Genomic DNA, 15,054 nt, shown 5'->3' with positions numbered 1-15,054 from the left:
CACGGAAGCCAACAAGGGCATGCTCCTGTTCGAGCTGCCTGCCCAACCGTCGGGGAGCAAGGTACGAATCGCGGGCACGCTGCGCCAGAAGCCCGGCCTGGTCATCTCCATTGGCGGAGACGCCAAGCGAGACGCGCCGAGGTGCGCGTCGATGCGGTTCTGGGCGGCAAGCTAGGCCAGGTGAAAGCGCGCGCACGTCTCTTCAGGGGACGAGCAGACCGACCCGTAGGCGCCGCGCACTTGCCCGAGCGCCTGACGCATCGCCAGAAACAGGCTCGCCGCGCCGGCGTCGAGCGCACGATTGATCAGATGCGCGACGATCTCGCCCCCGGTGTCGCTGGTGAGGCGCACGCCGCCCTTCTGCAGCTCTTGCTTCAGCCGAGCCGGCGTCCAGGTGTGCGCATAGGGCATTTGAACTGCCAAAACCCACCAAGCCGAGAGTACGCGCTCGACGGCTTCGGGTCGAGATCACCTCCCGCACCCCGACCCCCGGCGCCGATTGGGCTCGCCGGGCGCCGATTGGGCTCGCCGGGTCCTCTGCCGAGCTCGATCACCCTCGCCAAGCGCGCGCGACACACCTCCGCCCCCAGCGAAGTCGCCGGTCGCCTCACCCTCCCCGAACCCCATCCCCAATTGCTCGGGCACGCGGACGGGGACTCTCGCCGTGGGCGGCGCTCTCGATCCGAGGCCGTCCTCGTGCTCCGCAATCAGCCGCGTGATGGCCGCGCGCTCGTGGCGACCTCCGCCCACCTCATCGGGCCGGAGCAACGCGGGCACGTCTCGACATCGGCCGCGAACACGTGCGCCAGCAACCACGCCCACCGCTTCCGCCCGACCGGCGCATCGTCCTTCTCGCCGAGCAGCTCGGGCTGATCGCCTCCGAGCCGGAGGTGGCTTGTGACAGGCCGCATCCACGGGCGGCTTGGGCACGACGAGGGCCCGGCGCGATGAGTGGCTCGAGAGCACCCCGAAATACCGGAGCATGTGAAAGCGTGGAGGCGGCACGGCCGCCACCAACCGCGCAATCAGGTCGTGGGGCTCGAGCACCAGCGCGCGGGTGCCGTCCCGCCACACCTTCTTGAAGATGAGCTCGAGCCTGCCGTCCTGCCGGCGCTCGAGGCGGTCCTGCGCGATCGGAGGGCGCGTGATGTATTTAGCGAGCCGCTCCACTCGTCGCCGATCCGGCTGTCGATGACCTGCGCCGCATGCAAGTTGATGCCGCGCACCTCCGCGATGGGCGCATCCGTCGCGTCCGCGGCACGCGAGCGCTCGGGCAACTCCGCCGGCACGACCAACCGCAAGAGCGGCTTGCCTGCACGCTCACCGCTCACGCCAATGCCCTGAGCTGCCGCCGCGTAACACGCAGCCAGCCCCGGCTCGTCAAAGCAGAGCTCCGGCAGCTCCTGCTCACCGAGCTCGGGGTCGAGGCTCCGCCCGTGCGCTTTGAGGATGCTCTCGATGCGGGCCGCAGTGCGCGCTGCGACCTGCGCCACGTCCGCGTGCGTGGGCGCGTCGAGCTCCCGGAACTCGAGCGGCGCGCGCGGGTCGCCGTCCGCGTGCACGTACACGGAGGGCGGCAAGTGGACGGCCCAGCGGATGAGCGCCAAGCGTGAGCCCATGCTGCGCCTCGACAAGGTCGACCCCAAGAAGGTGCGCGTACTCGAGTTGTTCCGCACCGAACGCGCGCGACTGGTGCGAGAGGCGGTCGAATTCCGAGCCGGCGTCGAGGCGAAGGCGCTCGAGGCGCGTCCGATGCGCCGTTGGGCAGCGGGCCTCGGGCTCGCCGCCATGTTTGCGGTCGCCACTTGGGGCGCGACGCGCTTGGCCCACGCTGCTCCCTCGAGCGAGACGCCCGAGCTCGTCGTCTCGTTCAAGCTCGCCGGAAAGACCGCCGACAAGTGCCGAAAGCCGACCGAAGCCGAGCTCGCCAAGCTTCCCATGCATATGCGTCCGAAGCAGATCTGCGAGCGGCGTCGGAGCAATGTGCGCATGAAAGTGTTCGTCGATGGCGCCGAGCTGGTCGACAAGAGCTATGAGCCCCATGGCGTCTGGCACGACGGAAACAGCGTCGCGATCGAGCGCATCCCTTCGACACGGGGCGTGCACGACGTGCGCGTCGAGATCGGCGACACGCACGAGCTCGGCGAATACGATTATCGCGACGAACGCAAGCTGACCCTCGAGCCGCGCCGACGAGCCGTGGTGCTGTTCGACAAGCTCGATGGATTCCGCTGGTACGAGTGATCTAGCCGCGAGCGGAGACATTTCACGCACGCCGTGCGCAACGCGACGAACGCTGCGCACGATTCGCCCGAATCCGCGGGGCTTGGCAGCGAGAAACCGTTTTTTTTCGAGCGATGTCGAAAGATCTTCGCCTTGCTTCCGCTGCGGCGGATCATGTTCCCGATGCCCAAAGTGACCCGCAAGCCGCGTTCAAGGCGAGGCGCGGAGCCGAGGGGACGTGCGGCTCCCGTGAGCCAGACAGCGGAGTACGCGCTCCGAGCGATGGCCGTGCTCTCGAAAGCGGAGACGCCAGCGCTGCGAGCCAAAGACCTCTCCATCGCAACCCACGTGCCAGTGCACTACTTGTCCAAGGTGTTGCGAAGACTGGTGGCCGCCGGTCTGCTCGTCGCTCGCAAGGGACACGGCGGCGGTTTCGCATTGGCGCGGCCACCGCAGCGGATCAGCATCGGCGACATCCTCGCCTCCGTTGGTGGCGCGCCGGACACGACCCGCTGTGCTTTTGGCTGGGGCGACTGCGATGCGCGGCATCCGTGCCCCTTGCATCCGACCTGGTCGGCTCTCAACGACGCGCTCACGAGCTGGAGCAACGCGACGACGCTCGCAGATATCGGACCCACGCGTTTGCGTCGGCTTCGGAGTTGAATCGCTCGAGAGCGGCAACGCCCGGAGAGCGTTTCACGCGACGAACAGGGTCCGTCCCTCGAGCCCCGCGATTTCTCGCAGTGCGACGAGCCTCCTGATCATGAAACCTTCGGGAGTCGTTTCGAGCACTCCTTGGCGGTCCCAGCTCGTCATGGTTCGAATTGCGGTTTCGAAAGACGTCGAGACCAGATCGGCGAGCTCTCGTCGTGAGAGCGAAAGGGGGATGCAGGGCGTCCCGTCACTCATCTCGTCGCCGAACTGCTCGTACAGTTGCAGCAACAACGTTGCCAGGCGTGCTTCCACGGATCCGGCCGACAATACATCTACCTTCTCGTGCAATGCGCTGAGCTCGTGATGTACCGAGCAAGCGAGCGAGAGCGCGAGCCTCGGATTCGTGTCGACGGCAGCGAGCACTAGGCGACCGGGGATGGTGATCATCGTCGTTTGATTCGTGGCGGCGACGGCGTCCACCAAGTGCGCATCGCCACGAAGGAGCGCCAAGCTGCCCAGGGTCTGGGGCGCTCCAAACAGCCCGCAAATCGTCGAGCGTCCGGGCGGAGTAGGGCGGATCACCTTGATCAGCCCGCTCTTGATCAGCGTGAGTCCGCACGCGGGCTCTCCAGCGCGCCACGCTACGCCGTTGCGCGCCAACGTTCGAATGGTCGCAGCCTTCGCCATGCGGTCGAGCAGTGCCGGTTCGGCACCGCTCAGCGCGCTGGCTCGCTCGATGAATTGACGTAGAGCCATGCCTCGCTCGCCCCGTGCAAGGTCGGGGCCACGCCTCTGCCTCGGTTCGTTCGACAGCCTACCGTCCTCGCGGGGTCCCACGAGGCAGGACATTGCGCATCCGTTGCGCGCACGGACAGATGACTGTGCGGAAGTGCACGGGGCGTCGCAGTCATGCGTCGGGGTCGTTTTCGGACTGTTGGCACCATTCGAACCAGTCGTCCCCGAAGAGCTCCACCGGGTGCATGCTCCGTTCCGAGCCATTGCCGCAGCTGAGGTCGTGGGCCGGACAGAGCATCTCGCAGCCCCAGCACACTCGCTCGGGATGTGACGGTCTGAGTAACCTCGGGTCGGTCATGGAGCGGGGTTCGGAGATTGGCCGGCGTCGGCCGAGCGACATCCGACTTCGTGGCAGCTCACAAAGGCGATCGCGCACCAAGTAGCGGATCGAAACAGCATCGCGAACACCGTGCGCTCGGCGAAGGCGCTGCCGCCGAGGACGTGGACGCCGAACGCACCGAACACTGCAAGGGTCGCGAGCGCGAGCAAGAGCGCCAGGAACGCGGCCCAGCGTCGGGCGGACCAGAGACCCAACCCCGCCGCGATGTAGACGAAACCGGCGAAGAAATTGAAGTCGAGCACGAACGGCACCACCGGCTCGGCGGCTCTCCGGACCGCTGGGTCCAGCAGGGTGCGCCCCCCTGAGATCACGGTGATCACACCGAACGCGATTGCGAACACTGCGAGCGCGCGCAAGCTGCGGCTGACCTTCATGCAGTCCTCATCTCGTGGGAGTGCCGCGCTCCGTTGGCCCGAGTGCGGAGCTTGACGATGGCAATGGAGAGGGCGAAGGTGACCAACGTCAGCACGTTCAGCGTTCCACCCACTTGTCGCAGGTAGGGGGCGCCCGCCAGATCTGCCGCGATACGCAACGCGACCGAGCCGTGCAAGAGGGCCAGCGGCAAATAGAACAGGCGCGCGTACGGCAACTCCACGCGCAAGACCGCTGGCAAGATGATGGGTGCATGACCGAACACCATCGAGAACACGAAGCCGAGGAATAGCGCGTGGAGAGTGGCGTCGTAGAGCAGCCCGGCAGACAGCGGTGACAGCCAGAGCAGCATCACACCGGCGACCGCGAGCCACACGTAGCCCAAGAGCACGCTCGTCGCCGCGTAGCGCGGCAAGCCGGGGATGCGTACCGTCCTTCTGGCCACGTCGTGACGCACCAGCCACGCCACCAGCAACACGAAGCTTGCTCCCGTGAGCCGACCGCCGAGCTCGGGCTGGACCACGCTGAGCGCCGAGCCCACGCCGAGGGCGAGTACGACGACGCCGAGCGCCCGCACGGCTGACGCCGGCGGGGCGAGCATGCGGCTCAGCTCGAGACGCTCGCCGCCGATGGTCAGCACGAGGAAGGCCGCCCACAGCAGCACGACCCGCGCCACTGGGACGCCGAGAGCCCAGGCCAGGTTTCCCGTAGCAAAGGCCACGGCTCCGAAGAGCATCACCAGCGCGTGGACCGCGATCTGGCGCAGCGTCACGACCACGCTGGCCACGACGAACAAGCTGCTTCCGACCGCGAACGAGGCGGTTACGAGGCGAAAGTCAGCGCCAGCCAAGGCAGCGACGGCGCCGAGCCCAGTTGCGAGGGGTGCAGAATAGGCCCAGCGCTGATCCAGGGCGACGGCGCGCTCCAAGCCGATCAGCGTTCCGAGCACACCGCTGACCATCAGCCCGCCGTGGGCGGCGAGTGTGTTGGCGTTCGGCGGAGACAATGGAACCCCGATTCGTGCAAGTCCCGCCCAGGCACCGGCCACTAGCGACACGCCGGCGAGCACGAGCAGCGCCAGGCGTCCGCCGAAGCGCGAACGCTGGCTCAAGCGGTCTTCTGAATACGCACGCACCACACCTCCGGTCCGCGGTCGCGGTATTCCCAGTCGAACTGACCGGCGTGCTCCGCCTCGAACTGGTAGTAGAGGGGCTTCGGGTCGTGGTCGTTCACGAGCAGAAACGCCCGACCTACCGGCAGATTCTCGAACGTGCCGAAGATCAGCGGGTGGCGCTGTCTCGGCGGTATCTCGCGGACATCGACCACGGGTTCGTTGGTGTTTTCGGACATGTCTCCTCTTTCTGGCTTGGTGGGCTATTCGTCGAAGCCGAGCATTCGCCTCGCGGCTAGCGACATTCGATGTCGAGTCCACGGCGGTTGCCAGACCAAGCGAACCTCGACGGCGCGTCCGGGCAACACCGCTTCGACCGCCTCAGCTGCTTGTGATTGGATCAGGTCGCCGAGGGGGCAAGCAGGGGTCGTCATCGTCATCGTGACGATGGCGCGGCTCTCGTCGAGCATCAGGCCGTACACCAAGCCGAGATCGACGACATTGATCCCGACCTCGGGGTCGATCACCTCGCGCAGCGCATCGCGGACTTTCTCGGCGTCGGAGCCGGGCTCCACCGCGTCGGGAGCGGTCCCGATGTCGTCGGGCATCGGGCCCGCGTCGATGAAGTCACCGAACTCGTCGAACCGAATCATGTGACCGCTCGGCTCTGCGTGTGGCGAGGGTCCAGCATTCCTTCGGTAAAGCAGGTCCCGTACCAACGGCGTGAGCGAGCAAGTTCGGGCCGAGACCTCGTGGTTGCCTGTGGACCGAAGCTGGGATATGTTTCATAATGAAACAGCATGAAACGAGTGCCGCTCTCACCGCCCTGCCAAGCTCCCTTCGAGCGAGCGCCCAGGCTTTGCGCCGTTTGCCGCCTTGCTCCCGAGGCACCGGGCTTGCGGCGCTGCTCGAAGCTGGTGGCTGAGAGCGCGCCCATGCGCGCCCTGATGCTCCGAGCCGCGCCCATCGCGGCCAGCGACGCCCCGGTCATCATTCTGGGGGAGAGCGGCACGGGCAAGGAGATCCTCGCCCGGGCCCTGCACGCCAACAGTCCGAGAAAGAACAAGCCGTTCCTGGCCGTGAACGTCGCCGCGTTGCCCGCCGATCTCCTCGAGTCGGAGCTCTTCGGTCACGCGAAGGGTGCGTTCACCGGCGCCGGAGCGCCGAAGCGCGGGATGTTCGAGGCGGCCGACGGCGGCACGCTCTTGCTCGACGAGATCGCCGAGATGCCGCTGGGACTCCAGGCGAAGCTCTTGCGTGCGCTGCAAGACGGCGAGATCCGGCGGGTGGGTGACACCCACGCGTTCTCGGTGGACGTCCGAATCTTGTGCGCAACCAACCAGGATTTGCGCGCTGGCATCGCCGAGCGGCGCTTCCGCGAGGATCTCTACTACCGACTGAGAGTCTTCACGCTGACGCTGCCGGCCCTCCGCGCTCGGAAAGAGGACATCTTGCCGCTCGCACGGATGTTTCTGGAGCAAGAAGGTCACCAGGGGAGCTTTACCGTGCGCGCGCGGAGCGTCCTCGAAACCCACCCCTGGCCCGGAAACGTCCGGGAGCTCGCAAATGCGGTGAAGCACGGCGCCGTGCTCGCCGGGAATGGGGACGTCGATGTCGCGCACCTGCCCGAGGATGTGGTGAGCCCGTCGCCGCTGCGCGCTCATTCGACGATGATGCGAACTCTGGCCGAGGTGGAACGCGAGCACGTCGCGCGCGTGCTCGAGGCCTGCGGAGGCCGGCAAATCGACGCCGCGCGCGTCTTGGGCATCGGTCGCACGACGCTTTGGCGCAAGCTCAGCACGTTGGGGCTCGTGGCAGACGAGTAGGCCGACAGCTGCTCCGGCTCGGCTCAATCGAAGCCGAGCTGTGCTCGGCCTTGGGAGGAAATGCGGCTCGCAGTCCAGGGCGGATTCCACACGAGCCGGATACGGAGCTCGGAGTCGGGTCGCGCGCGCCGGATGGCCTCGCGAGCGCGACTCTTGATCAGCCCGCCCATGGGACAGGCCGGAGTGGTCATGGTCATCGTGACTTCAATGGCGTGCTCAGCGACGCGAATGCCGTAGATGAGCCCAAGATCGACGATGCTGATCCCGAGCTCGGGGTCGAGCACGGTCGTGAGCACCTCGAGAACCCGTGCTTCGGGCGTACCGGGAACCACGGCTTCGGTCGGCGTCCCGAAGTCGACGGGCTCGCGTGAGCGGGAGAAGAGACTACGGATTAGCAGGAGGAGGCTCATCGCGCGCGCTCAGAGCCGGAATTGCTCGTGACACCCCTGGCAACTGGACAACGCTTGTCCGAGCGCACGACCGGTGCCCGGGACGTCGTTCTTGGATGCCGCTTCGACCAGTTTCTCGAGATCGCCGTGAAAGGCCTCGTCGAGCTCGACGAAGCGCGCGATCTGGTCCGGATTTTTCGGCGGCTTGTAGCTGCCGGCCTTCAGCGCGGCGGCGGTCGCTTCCTTGGCCGCGTGCACTTTGTGCAGGCTCTCCGGGACCGTCGTGACCTTCCCGTTGGCGATGCCCGTGACCGTGTCGCGCATGGCATCGAGCAACAGACGCATCTCGTTCTGCACGGGGTTCAGCCCTGCGGGCACGGCCGAAGCCGCGGCGCCGTGGTCGTGCTGCGTCTCGTGGCAGGCTCCGAACACCGCCGCTGCGACGACGAGTGCTGCGAACATGCCCGAGGAGGGACGTCGTCGGGCTGCGGTGGGGTTTGTTCGAACGTGGAGCATGACGTCCACGCGAAGCATTCGCCGTGCCATCTCGAGACGGCGGTTCCCAGGTGCGCTAGCTTCGGAAGGCCCGAGATGCTGCTTTCCGAGCGACTGTCCGAGGACCACCGGCGTCTCGACGCCCTGCTCGAACGTGCCCTTCGCCCCGACGGCAGCATCGACCTCGAGGCATTCGCGAGCTTTCGCGCGGGGCTCTTGCGCCACATCGCCTGGGAAGAAAAGCTCGTGATGCCGCCGCTGCGGCAAGTCGAAAGAACATCGGAGCTCATCGGGCGCCTGCGGCACGATCATTCGGCGCTCGCCACGCTCTTGATACCGACTCCGCGTGCGGAGCTGATCAGGGGGATTCGCGCCATCCTCGTGGAGCACAACCGCCTCGAAGAGGAGCCAGGTGGACTGTACGAACAGGCCGATGCGACGGTCGGCGCCGGTGCGGGTGCCGTCCTGGAACGAATGAGCCGCCTCCAATCGCTGGCGGTCTCGCCGCATCGAGACGGACCGCAAATCGAGGCTCGGGTCGCCGACGTACTGGCAAGAGTTGGCTCGAGCCCCGGAGCGGTCCCCACCGCCTGACGTGTTTGTCCGCCGAATTACTCCCACCGAACGAGCGTTTGGGTGGAGGATCCCCGGCGCGTCATGTCGTTCAAGTCCGTCTTCATTGCCGTCTTCGTCGGAACGGCCGCCATCGTCGCGGCTCTCGTGATCAACGCCAAGCGACCACGCATCGAGACGTCACAGCCGACTGCGGCGTTGGTCGCTGCGACCGGCAAGTGTGCCGAGTGCCATTTGCACGAGACCGGTGCAGTCGTTCACCAATACGAACGCAGCCGGCATGCGCAGAAGGGTGTCAACTGCCTCGACTGTCACCGACCCGCGCCCGGGCAGAAGGCACTCGAGCACAAGGGGTTCACTCTCGCGCTGAAGATGACCGCCAAGAACTGTGCGGGCTGTCATGTCACCGAGTACGAGCAGTACGCGCGCAGCCGTCACGGCGGGGCGGCGTGGACCGCGGTGATGGGCAAAGAAGGAATGAGCACCGAGCAGGTTGCTCTAGTGGAGAAGTATCACCCCGGCACCGCGCTCCGCGACACGAACCCGCTAGTGAGCTTGGAAGGCAACGGCGCCGTCGCCAAGGGCTGCGGCAGCTGCCACGCGGTGGGCAAGCCCAACGAGGACGGATCCTTTGGCAGCTGCACGCAATGTCATTCGCGACACTCCGCTTCGGTCCAGCTCGCGCGTGAGCCGACGACTTGCGGGCAGTGCCACATGGGTCCCGATCACTCTCAGCTGGAGATCTACGAGGAGAGCAAGCACGGCGTGCTGTTTGCGGCCGAGAAATCGAGCTTCCGCCTGGACGCGGAGCCGAAGAAGTTGACCAGCGTCGACATGCCCGTGCCGACCTGCGCGACATGCCATATGAGTGGGCTCGAGGGTGCCAAGGTCACCCACGACGTTGGTTCGCGCTTGTCGTGGTATCTGTTCGCCGCCGTGAGCGAAAAGCGCCCGAGCTACGTCTCGGGTCAAGACGAGATGAAAGAGGTGTGCGAGAAGTGTCACGCCTCGAGCTCGGTAGAAGCGTACTACAGCGCTGCGGAAGTCGTCGTGCGCGCCACCAACGAGAAGGTGAAAAAGGCCAACGACCTGATGGCGGCCCTGGCGCGCGAAGGGCTCTTGACCAAAGCGCCGTTCGACCAGGAGATTGACTTCATCGCATTCGACCTCTGGCACTACTACGGTCGCACCACCAAGCACGGGGCGTTCATGGGTGGAGCCGACTTCGTGCAGTGGCACGGAAACTACGAGCTCTTGCATCAGACCGTGCTGCTGGAGAAAGCGGCAACCGAGCTTCGTGCGAGCGCCCGCGCCGCAGGCGCAGTCGACGGAGGAGGCAAGGCGGGTGACTGAACGAGCGCGCGCGCGCATCTCGCTTTCGCGGCTCGTCGAGCTGTTTGCGACGTTCAACCTCGGCTTTCTCGCGCTCGATGTCTGGCTCGCCCATGAGGCCAATGGATTCGCCAATGGCGACGAGTGGGCACCCGTAGTCTTCAGTGCGACGGCGCCCCTGCTCTTGGTGCCCGGCGTGCTGACCGGTTCGCACGGAACGGTCACTCGCCTGCTCGGGCTGATCGTGGGGTTCGGTGCGATCGTAGTTGGCGTGGCAGGAATGGTCTTCCACCTCGAGAGCGCGTTCTTCCAGCGCGAGACGCTGAGCGAGCTCGTGTACTCGGCGCCGTTCGTCGCGCCGCTCTCGTACGTGGGCGTCGGTCTCTTGCTCGTGCTCGGACGTCTGGAGCGCGAAGAGAGCGAAGCCTGGGGGCTCTGGGTCGTGTTCCTGGCGTTCGCCGGCTTCTCGGGCAATTTCGCGCTGACGTTGCTCGATCACGCGCAAAACGGCTTCTTCACGCGCACGGAGTGGATCGGGGTCGTGGCTGCTGCCTATGGAGCAGGCGCGCTCCTGCCGGTGGTCCTCGGCGAACGCGATCGGCCATACCTGAAGCTGACCGTCGTGATCATGGGCACCGAGGCGCTAGTCGGCGCGTTCGGCGCTTACCTGCACCTGGCGCGCGATCTCGCGGCGCCCGGGGTGACCCTGCACGACCGCTTGGTGTACGGCGCACCGGTGTTCGCGCCGCTGCTGTTCGCCGATCTGGCGCTGCTCGCGGTTCTCGGCTTGTGGCATCGATTCCCGCTCACGCGGGGCGGACCACAGCAGCTTGTCGGCCTGGCCAAGCTCGGCCGCTGAAGAAAGAGGCGGAGCTCTGCGCGAACACCGGCGTGTTGCGATCGCGCGCCAGCGACGGCCGCGCGTCAAGACGGATGACCGCCGCTGCTCAGTGCGCGTGCCGCGCGACCGCCCCGACCTCGGGCTTCACGCCGACCTCCCAGGCGCCTCGCGCGAAGCTCAGTGCGCGCGAACGTTGACGATTTCCGATTCCGGCGTTCCCTCGCGCTCGAGCGCAAACGGCAACCACTGCGTGTGGCGCTCTCCCGCAGGTCAATGATGCGCTGGGTGAGCCTCGCTGCGTTTCCGTAGTGGTACCAGCTCCGCACCGGCGAGCCGCGCGCCTTCCACCAACGACGACAGCTTTTGCCAAGCGACGTCGGCCTCGAGGCGCGGGAAAGGCCCGAACGCATGGAAGCCACTATCGGTCCCAGCGATCAGGTCGAGGGCGCCCATGGAGCGCGCGAAGCGTAAAATGCGCTCGGCGACGAGCTCCGGATGCTCGACGTAGACCGACGTGGTGTCGATGACACCCGGGATCAAGATCTTGCTGTGGCGCAGCGGCATGTCACCCCAGACCTGCCACTCGTGCTCGTGCCGGGGGTTGGCTGCCGCGAAGGCAATGCCCGCTGGACGCGCGCGCAGCACGCTTTGGATGATGTCGCGCAGCGGCAAATCGCGTTGATGGGGCGCTGCATAGTTGCCCCAACACAAGCTCAGCCGGGCGCGCGACGGAGGAATCCCACGCAGGGCATGGTTCAGTGCTGTGACGTGGAGCTCGGTTCTGCGCTGAATCTCGCCACCGCTCGGCGGCTCCGGTCCGACGTGCCCCAAGAGGGCAAGGTCCGAGCAGTCGACCTGCAAGATGAACCCTGCGCGGTGGATTGCCGAGTATTCCTCGTGCAGCGCATCGGCGAGCGCCGTCAGGTAGAGAGCGCTCGAGGGGTAGAAGTGGTTTTCGTGAAGCAAGGCAACGAGCCCTGGCGAATCGCTGCACAGGAAGGCCTCGTCGACTGGTTTGGTGCTGAGCGCAGCGCGCAAGTTCGTGATGTCACGCTGAACGTGGGCGAGGCCTTTGTAGCGCACCTCTCCGACGCAGGCGGGAACGTCAGGCCCTTCGGGCGGAAGGAGCTCGCGAAGGGCCTTGCCATCGGCAACGTGCGGGAATTTGCCGACGCCGTCGAAGCCTACGAAGCGCTCACGCAGCCAAAGCGAGCGGTCAACGCGGCTCAGGTCACCGTCGTTGACGATTTGGATCCCACACTCGCGCTGGCGCTCCACCGTAACTTTCACCGCGCGGGCCAGCACCGCGTCGTCCGGTGCTGCGGCGCGACGGGCCTCCATGTGCGTGACTAGCTCGGGCGGGACCGGTAGGCCGCCGCCGTGAGTCGTGAGGATCGTGCAAGCGCTCCGGATCATCCTACGCACCCGACTCAAGCGCACCACCTAGCGCCCGCACTGTCGAGCGCAAAGCATGCGGAATCCGGCGGCTCCGACGGGCACACCGGTCACACTGCGTCACTCGGCTGCGACGCTCGAACGCGCTTCACAGATCTGCGCAAGCGTCGTGACCAGCGGCAGACCTTCGAGCGCTTTTCTGAGCGAGTTCTGCTCGGCGTGCCGCGCCAAGTCGCCGAGTGTGACCACGCCCAACGGCTGCCCGCTCTGATCCAACACGGGCACGCGCCGTATCTGGTTTTGGCGCATGAGCGCCTCGACGGTTCTGACCGAGTCACCCGGGGAGACCGAGACGACGTCGCGGGACATCGCGCTCGCGACGGTTCCCGACGCAAGCGAGACGCCCTGGGTGTACGCAGCCATGCAGATGTCGCGGTCGGTGATGACCCCGACGACGCTGCCGCAGTCGTCCACCACCGGCAGAAACCCCGTGTCGTTTTCCCACATGATGCGCGCCGCGTCGTTCAGCGCGTGGTCGATGGAGCAGCAGTGGGGCTGGCGTGTCATGACCTCGCGAGCTTGCATGGTTCATCCTTTCCGAGCGTCAGTTGGCGCGGCGTGAGGCACTCGCCGTGCCAACGGGCACGCTCGGTAGGTCGCGCAGTGTTCCGCGAGGGAGTTGCTGCTGTGCCCGCTCCATGGACGGGGCTCGAACGCGTGTCCAGGCGTAAGCGATGCAGCCAAGGCACGGCTGCGCGCTGTGATTGCGCAGCTCAGCCACGCGTGGGCAGTCAGCGGGCGCCCAGTCGGCCAGTGCGCTCTCGCGCTTACTTGGCCTTGATTTCGCCGCAGCCGATCCGGCCGCCGGCGTTGCCCGTGGGCTGACCGCCGTCGTCCTTCTTCTGGTGCACGATCACTCCGCGGTCGAGGAACGAGTGCTTGTCACCGGGGATCAAGTTCGCGCCTTTGACGACCATGTCGATCTTGCCTTCGCCGTTCTTGCCCACGTCGAGGTTGCCGAGATCTCCGAGGTGCCGCTCGTCCCCGGGGGGCATCCCGTGCTTGTGCCCGTCGGGGTTGAAGTGATCACCCGCGCTCTTGGCGTCGGGGGCGCTGCAGTCGGCTTTCTCGTGGATGTGCGCACCGTGGTGACCGGGCGGCGCGTTCTTGACCATCAAGCTGACCTTCACGCCGTCATCGACCTGCTCGAGGGTCAGCGTGCCTGTCAGCTTCGAGCCGCTTCGCCCTTCGATCGCGATCTCGAGGGGCCCCTTGAGCGCGGCGGGCGCTTCTTCCTTCTTCTCCTCTGCCTTCTTCTCGTCGGCCTTTTCGCCGTCCGCAGCCTCGTCGGCCTTCTTCTCCTCGGCGGCGGGCGGCGTCGGCTCGGGGTTGGCGGGCGGAGCGGCTTTCGAGCCGCCACAGGCGACGAGCAGGAGCGACGGAACGAGTGCGACCAGCCAACGAGCACGAATCATGGGGCGACCTCCGATGGAGTAGGCCATGTGAGTAGTGACGTTTGGGCAGATTCGCAAGGTGCGCTCGAATTCGCCCCGTTGCGCCCCGATCTGGCAGATCGCGTCCGCTCGGGTTTGCGGCGCCGACCCACGGCTCAGTGCAGCTCGGTCAGGCACTTGCCGCACGCGTAGAAGAACGCCGCCGCCGGCAGGCGCGCGGAAAGCCCTGCAATGAACAGCTCGCTTTGCTCGCCGCCCAAGCTCCGATGGGTGATCCCGGCGAACACACCGAAGCCCACCTCGCCGTGGGCGGCGTAGGCCGCGAGCTCGCCGCGACGGCCGTCGACGTCCGCTCCGCTGAAGAACCCCGTGAGCTCGCCCGACGCGGCTAGCGTGTAGGCCCAGCCGGGTGCGCCGTCGCGGGTGTCGTCGAACAACATCTCGCCGATGTTGCGCAAGCCGACCCGTGTGTGAAAGCGCTCGAGGTGAAGCGGATACACGCCTAGCTCCGCGATCGGCCCGTGCACGGTGCGCCCGTCCTGGCGCAAATCGAGGCGGTACCCGGCTCCGAAGTCCACGGCTCGTGAGGATTGGGACTCGAAGAGCTGCTGCGGGTCGAGTGTGCCGCGGAGCACCGTCTCGCGATCTGCGGAGGTAGTCGGCGTCGACGCGCGCCCGTCCGTGCCGCCGGAGAGCGAGACCTGGCTGGGCGGCAACGCGCCCGGCACGCAAGCGCCGGAAAAGAGCATCGACAGGGCGCCTGCGACCAGTGGACGCGGCGAAAGCATCTAGGGTGCACGTGCAAGCGTCGGACCGCAGGCGGCGTCGGGCAATCGGCTGTCTTCTTGGCTGCGCATAGGGCATTTGAACTGCCAAAACCCACCAAGCCGAGAGTACGCGCTCGACGGCTTCGGGTCGAGATCACCTCCGCACCCCGACCCCCGGCGCCGATTGGGCTCGCCGGGCGCCGATTGGGCTCGCCGGGTCCTCTGCCGAGCTCGATCACCCTCGCCAAGCGCGCGACACACACCTCCGCCCCAGCGAAGTCGCCGGTCGCCTCACCCCCTCCCGAACCCCATCCCCAATTGCTCGGGCACGCGGACGGGGACTCCGCCGTGGGCGGCGCTCTCGATCCGAGGCCGTCCTCGTGCTCCGCAATCAGCCGCGTGATGGCCGCGCGGACTCGTGGCGACCTCCGCCCACCTCATCGGGCCGGAGCAACGCGGGCACGTCTCGACATCGGCCGCGAACACG

General features: G+C 66.8%; 20 protein-coding genes. 6 read left to right on the top strand and 14 right to left on the bottom strand.

The features are described from left to right. Window positions 1-171: 171 nt before the first annotated feature. Window positions 172-411, bottom strand: coding sequence for a hypothetical protein (locus tag IPI67_23180; protein MBK7583088.1), 240 nt, complete (start codon window positions 409-411; stop codon window positions 172-174). Window positions 412-468: 57 nt separating this feature from the next. Beyond that, window positions 469-1,170 carry a transposase gene (locus IPI67_23175; GenBank protein ID MBK7583087.1) on the bottom strand — a complete coding sequence of 234 codons (702 nt, stop codon included), beginning with the start codon at window positions 1,168-1,170 and terminating at the stop codon, window positions 469-471. 426 nt (window positions 1,171-1,596) lie between these two features. On the opposite strand from IPI67_23175, the gene IPI67_23170 reads away from it, so the two are divergent. After that, on the top strand, window positions 1,597-2,244 hold the full coding sequence (locus IPI67_23170; GenBank protein MBK7583086.1) for a hypothetical protein: 648 nt from the start codon (window positions 1,597-1,599) through the stop codon (window positions 2,242-2,244). A gap of 228 nt (window positions 2,245-2,472) precedes the next feature. Further along, window positions 2,473-2,886, top strand: a complete 414-nt coding sequence (locus IPI67_23165) for an Rrf2 family transcriptional regulator (GenBank protein MBK7583085.1) — start codon at window positions 2,473-2,475, stop codon at window positions 2,884-2,886. A gap of 33 nt (window positions 2,887-2,919) precedes the next feature. On the opposite strand, the gene IPI67_23160 is transcribed toward IPI67_23165, so the two are convergent. From IPI67_23160 to IPI67_23135, 6 genes are all read right to left on the bottom strand, one after another. Beyond that, the gene (locus IPI67_23160) at window positions 2,920-3,633 is read right to left on the bottom strand and encodes a Crp/Fnr family transcriptional regulator (GenBank protein ID MBK7583084.1); all 714 of its coding nucleotides are present in this window, start codon (window positions 3,631-3,633) and stop codon (window positions 2,920-2,922) included. Window positions 3,634-3,784: 151 nt separating this feature from the next. Beyond that, on the bottom strand, window positions 3,785-3,970 hold the full coding sequence (locus IPI67_23155; protein MBK7583083.1) for a DUF3079 domain-containing protein: 186 nt from the start codon (window positions 3,968-3,970) through the stop codon (window positions 3,785-3,787). After that, on the bottom strand, window positions 3,967-4,386 hold the full coding sequence (locus IPI67_23150; protein MBK7583082.1) for a hypothetical protein: 420 nt from the start codon (window positions 4,384-4,386) through the stop codon (window positions 3,967-3,969). The genes IPI67_23155 and IPI67_23150 overlap by 4 nt, the downstream gene beginning before the upstream one ends. Further along, window positions 4,383-5,495, bottom strand: a complete 1,113-nt coding sequence (locus tag IPI67_23145; GenBank protein ID MBK7583081.1) for a hypothetical protein — start codon at window positions 5,493-5,495, stop codon at window positions 4,383-4,385. Before IPI67_23145 ends, IPI67_23150 begins: the two co-directional genes overlap by 4 nt. Then, window positions 5,492-5,734: a DUF2249 domain-containing protein gene (locus tag IPI67_23140; protein ID MBK7583080.1), complete on the bottom strand. Its 243-nt coding sequence runs from the start codon at window positions 5,732-5,734 to the stop codon at window positions 5,492-5,494. Before IPI67_23140 ends, IPI67_23145 begins: the two co-directional genes overlap by 4 nt. A 24-nt stretch (window positions 5,735-5,758) precedes the next feature. After that, on the bottom strand, window positions 5,759-6,103 hold the full coding sequence (locus tag IPI67_23135) for a metal-sulfur cluster assembly factor (protein MBK7583079.1): 345 nt from the start codon (window positions 6,101-6,103) through the stop codon (window positions 5,759-5,761). 192 nt (window positions 6,104-6,295) lie between these two features. Between IPI67_23135 and IPI67_23130 the strand changes: the two genes are divergently transcribed. Beyond that, window positions 6,296-7,321, top strand: coding sequence for a sigma 54-interacting transcriptional regulator (locus IPI67_23130; protein ID MBK7583078.1), 1,026 nt, complete (start codon window positions 6,296-6,298; stop codon window positions 7,319-7,321). Window positions 7,322-7,344: 23 nt separating this feature from the next. Here the strand turns inward: IPI67_23130 and IPI67_23125 are convergent, their stop codons facing one another. After that, window positions 7,345-7,731: a metal-sulfur cluster assembly factor gene (locus IPI67_23125; GenBank protein MBK7583077.1), complete on the bottom strand. Its 387-nt coding sequence runs from the start codon at window positions 7,729-7,731 to the stop codon at window positions 7,345-7,347. A gap of 9 nt (window positions 7,732-7,740) precedes the next feature. Beyond that, window positions 7,741-8,172: a cytochrome c gene (locus IPI67_23120; GenBank protein MBK7583076.1), complete on the bottom strand. Its 432-nt coding sequence runs from the start codon at window positions 8,170-8,172 to the stop codon at window positions 7,741-7,743. A 129-nt stretch (window positions 8,173-8,301) separates the two neighbouring features. On the opposite strand from IPI67_23120, the gene IPI67_23115 reads away from it, so the two are divergent. The 3 genes from IPI67_23115 to IPI67_23105 all read left to right on the top strand — a co-directional run bounded on the left by IPI67_23115 (window position 8,302) and on the right by IPI67_23105 (window position 10,969). Further along, the gene (locus IPI67_23115) at window positions 8,302-8,799 is read left to right on the top strand and encodes a hemerythrin domain-containing protein (protein MBK7583075.1); all 498 of its coding nucleotides are present in this window, start codon (window positions 8,302-8,304) and stop codon (window positions 8,797-8,799) included. 63 nt (window positions 8,800-8,862) lie between these two features. Continuing rightward, window positions 8,863-10,131 (top strand): nitrate reductase, encoded by a 1,269-nt coding sequence (locus IPI67_23110; GenBank protein MBK7583074.1) that lies wholly within the window; start codon window positions 8,863-8,865, stop codon window positions 10,129-10,131. Continuing rightward, the gene (locus tag IPI67_23105; GenBank protein ID MBK7583073.1) at window positions 10,124-10,969 is read left to right on the top strand and encodes a hypothetical protein; all 846 of its coding nucleotides are present in this window, start codon (window positions 10,124-10,126) and stop codon (window positions 10,967-10,969) included. The genes IPI67_23110 and IPI67_23105 overlap by 8 nt, the downstream gene beginning before the upstream one ends. Window positions 10,970-11,221: 252 nt before the next feature. On the opposite strand, the gene IPI67_23100 is transcribed toward IPI67_23105, so the two are convergent. From IPI67_23100 to IPI67_23085, 4 genes are all read right to left on the bottom strand, one after another. Next, window positions 11,222-12,367, bottom strand: a complete 1,146-nt coding sequence (locus tag IPI67_23100; protein MBK7583072.1) for a hypothetical protein — start codon at window positions 12,365-12,367, stop codon at window positions 11,222-11,224. Between the two features lie 99 nt (window positions 12,368-12,466). After that, window positions 12,467-12,931 carry a CBS domain-containing protein gene (locus IPI67_23095; GenBank protein ID MBK7583071.1) on the bottom strand — a complete coding sequence of 155 codons (465 nt, stop codon included), beginning with the start codon at window positions 12,929-12,931 and terminating at the stop codon, window positions 12,467-12,469. A gap of 242 nt (window positions 12,932-13,173) precedes the next feature. Beyond that, complete coding sequence (locus tag IPI67_23090) at window positions 13,174-13,821, bottom strand: superoxide dismutase family protein (protein MBK7583070.1); 648 nt, start codon at window positions 13,819-13,821, stop codon at window positions 13,174-13,176. 134 nt (window positions 13,822-13,955) lie between these two features. Next, window positions 13,956-14,588 (bottom strand): hypothetical protein, encoded by a 633-nt coding sequence (locus tag IPI67_23085; GenBank protein ID MBK7583069.1) that lies wholly within the window; start codon window positions 14,586-14,588, stop codon window positions 13,956-13,958. Window positions 14,589-15,054 lie beyond the last annotated feature (466 nt).

The organism is Myxococcales bacterium (assembly GCA_016706225.1).
GTDB lineage: Bacteria > Myxococcota_A > Polyangia > Polyangiales > Polyangiaceae > JADJKB01.
Note: the sequence above shows the minus strand (reverse complement) of the source record. Positions and strands in the feature narration are given on the sequence as shown.

What these genes read in the sequence shown, in the direction of transcription:
- IPI67_23120 (MBK7583076.1), bottom strand. Translation starts at nt 8,172, where the DNA reads ATGTTCGCAGCACTCGTCGTCGCAGCGGCGGTGTTCGGAGCCTGCCAC.
- IPI67_23135 (MBK7583079.1), bottom strand. Translation starts at nt 6,103, where the DNA reads ATGCCCGACGACATCGGGACCGCTCCCGACGCGGTGGAGCCCGGCTCC.
- IPI67_23085 (MBK7583069.1), bottom strand. Translation starts at nt 14,588, where the DNA reads ATGCTTTCGCCGCGTCCACTGGTCGCAGGCGCCCTGTCGATGCTCTTT.
- IPI67_23110 (MBK7583074.1), top strand. Translation starts at nt 8,863, where the DNA reads ATGTCGTTCAAGTCCGTCTTCATTGCCGTCTTCGTCGGAACGGCCGCC.
- IPI67_23150 (MBK7583082.1), bottom strand. Translation starts at nt 4,386, where the DNA reads ATGAAGGTCAGCCGCAGCTTGCGCGCGCTCGCAGTGTTCGCAATCGCG.
- IPI67_23155 (MBK7583083.1), bottom strand. Translation starts at nt 3,970, where the DNA reads ATGACCGACCCGAGGTTACTCAGACCGTCACATCCCGAGCGAGTGTGC.
- IPI67_23170 (MBK7583086.1), top strand. Translation starts at nt 1,597, where the DNA reads ATGAGCGCCAAGCGTGAGCCCATGCTGCGCCTCGACAAGGTCGACCCC.
- IPI67_23090 (MBK7583070.1), bottom strand. Translation starts at nt 13,821, where the DNA reads ATGATTCGTGCTCGTTGGCTGGTCGCACTCGTTCCGTCGCTCCTGCTC.
- IPI67_23180 (MBK7583088.1), bottom strand. Translation starts at nt 411, where the DNA reads ATGCCCTATGCGCACACCTGGACGCCGGCTCGGCTGAAGCAAGAGCTG.
- IPI67_23095 (MBK7583071.1), bottom strand. Translation starts at nt 12,931, where the DNA reads ATGCAAGCTCGCGAGGTCATGACACGCCAGCCCCACTGCTGCTCCATC.
- IPI67_23160 (MBK7583084.1), bottom strand. Translation starts at nt 3,633, where the DNA reads ATGGCTCTACGTCAATTCATCGAGCGAGCCAGCGCGCTGAGCGGTGCC.
- IPI67_23130 (MBK7583078.1), top strand. Translation starts at nt 6,296, where the DNA reads ATGAAACGAGTGCCGCTCTCACCGCCCTGCCAAGCTCCCTTCGAGCGA.
- IPI67_23115 (MBK7583075.1), top strand. Translation starts at nt 8,302, where the DNA reads ATGCTGCTTTCCGAGCGACTGTCCGAGGACCACCGGCGTCTCGACGCC.
- IPI67_23140 (MBK7583080.1), bottom strand. Translation starts at nt 5,734, where the DNA reads ATGTCCGAAAACACCAACGAACCCGTGGTCGATGTCCGCGAGATACCG.
- IPI67_23100 (MBK7583072.1), bottom strand. Translation starts at nt 12,367, where the DNA reads ATGATCCGGAGCGCTTGCACGATCCTCACGACTCACGGCGGCGGCCTA.
- IPI67_23125 (MBK7583077.1), bottom strand. Translation starts at nt 7,731, where the DNA reads ATGAGCCTCCTCCTGCTAATCCGTAGTCTCTTCTCCCGCTCACGCGAG.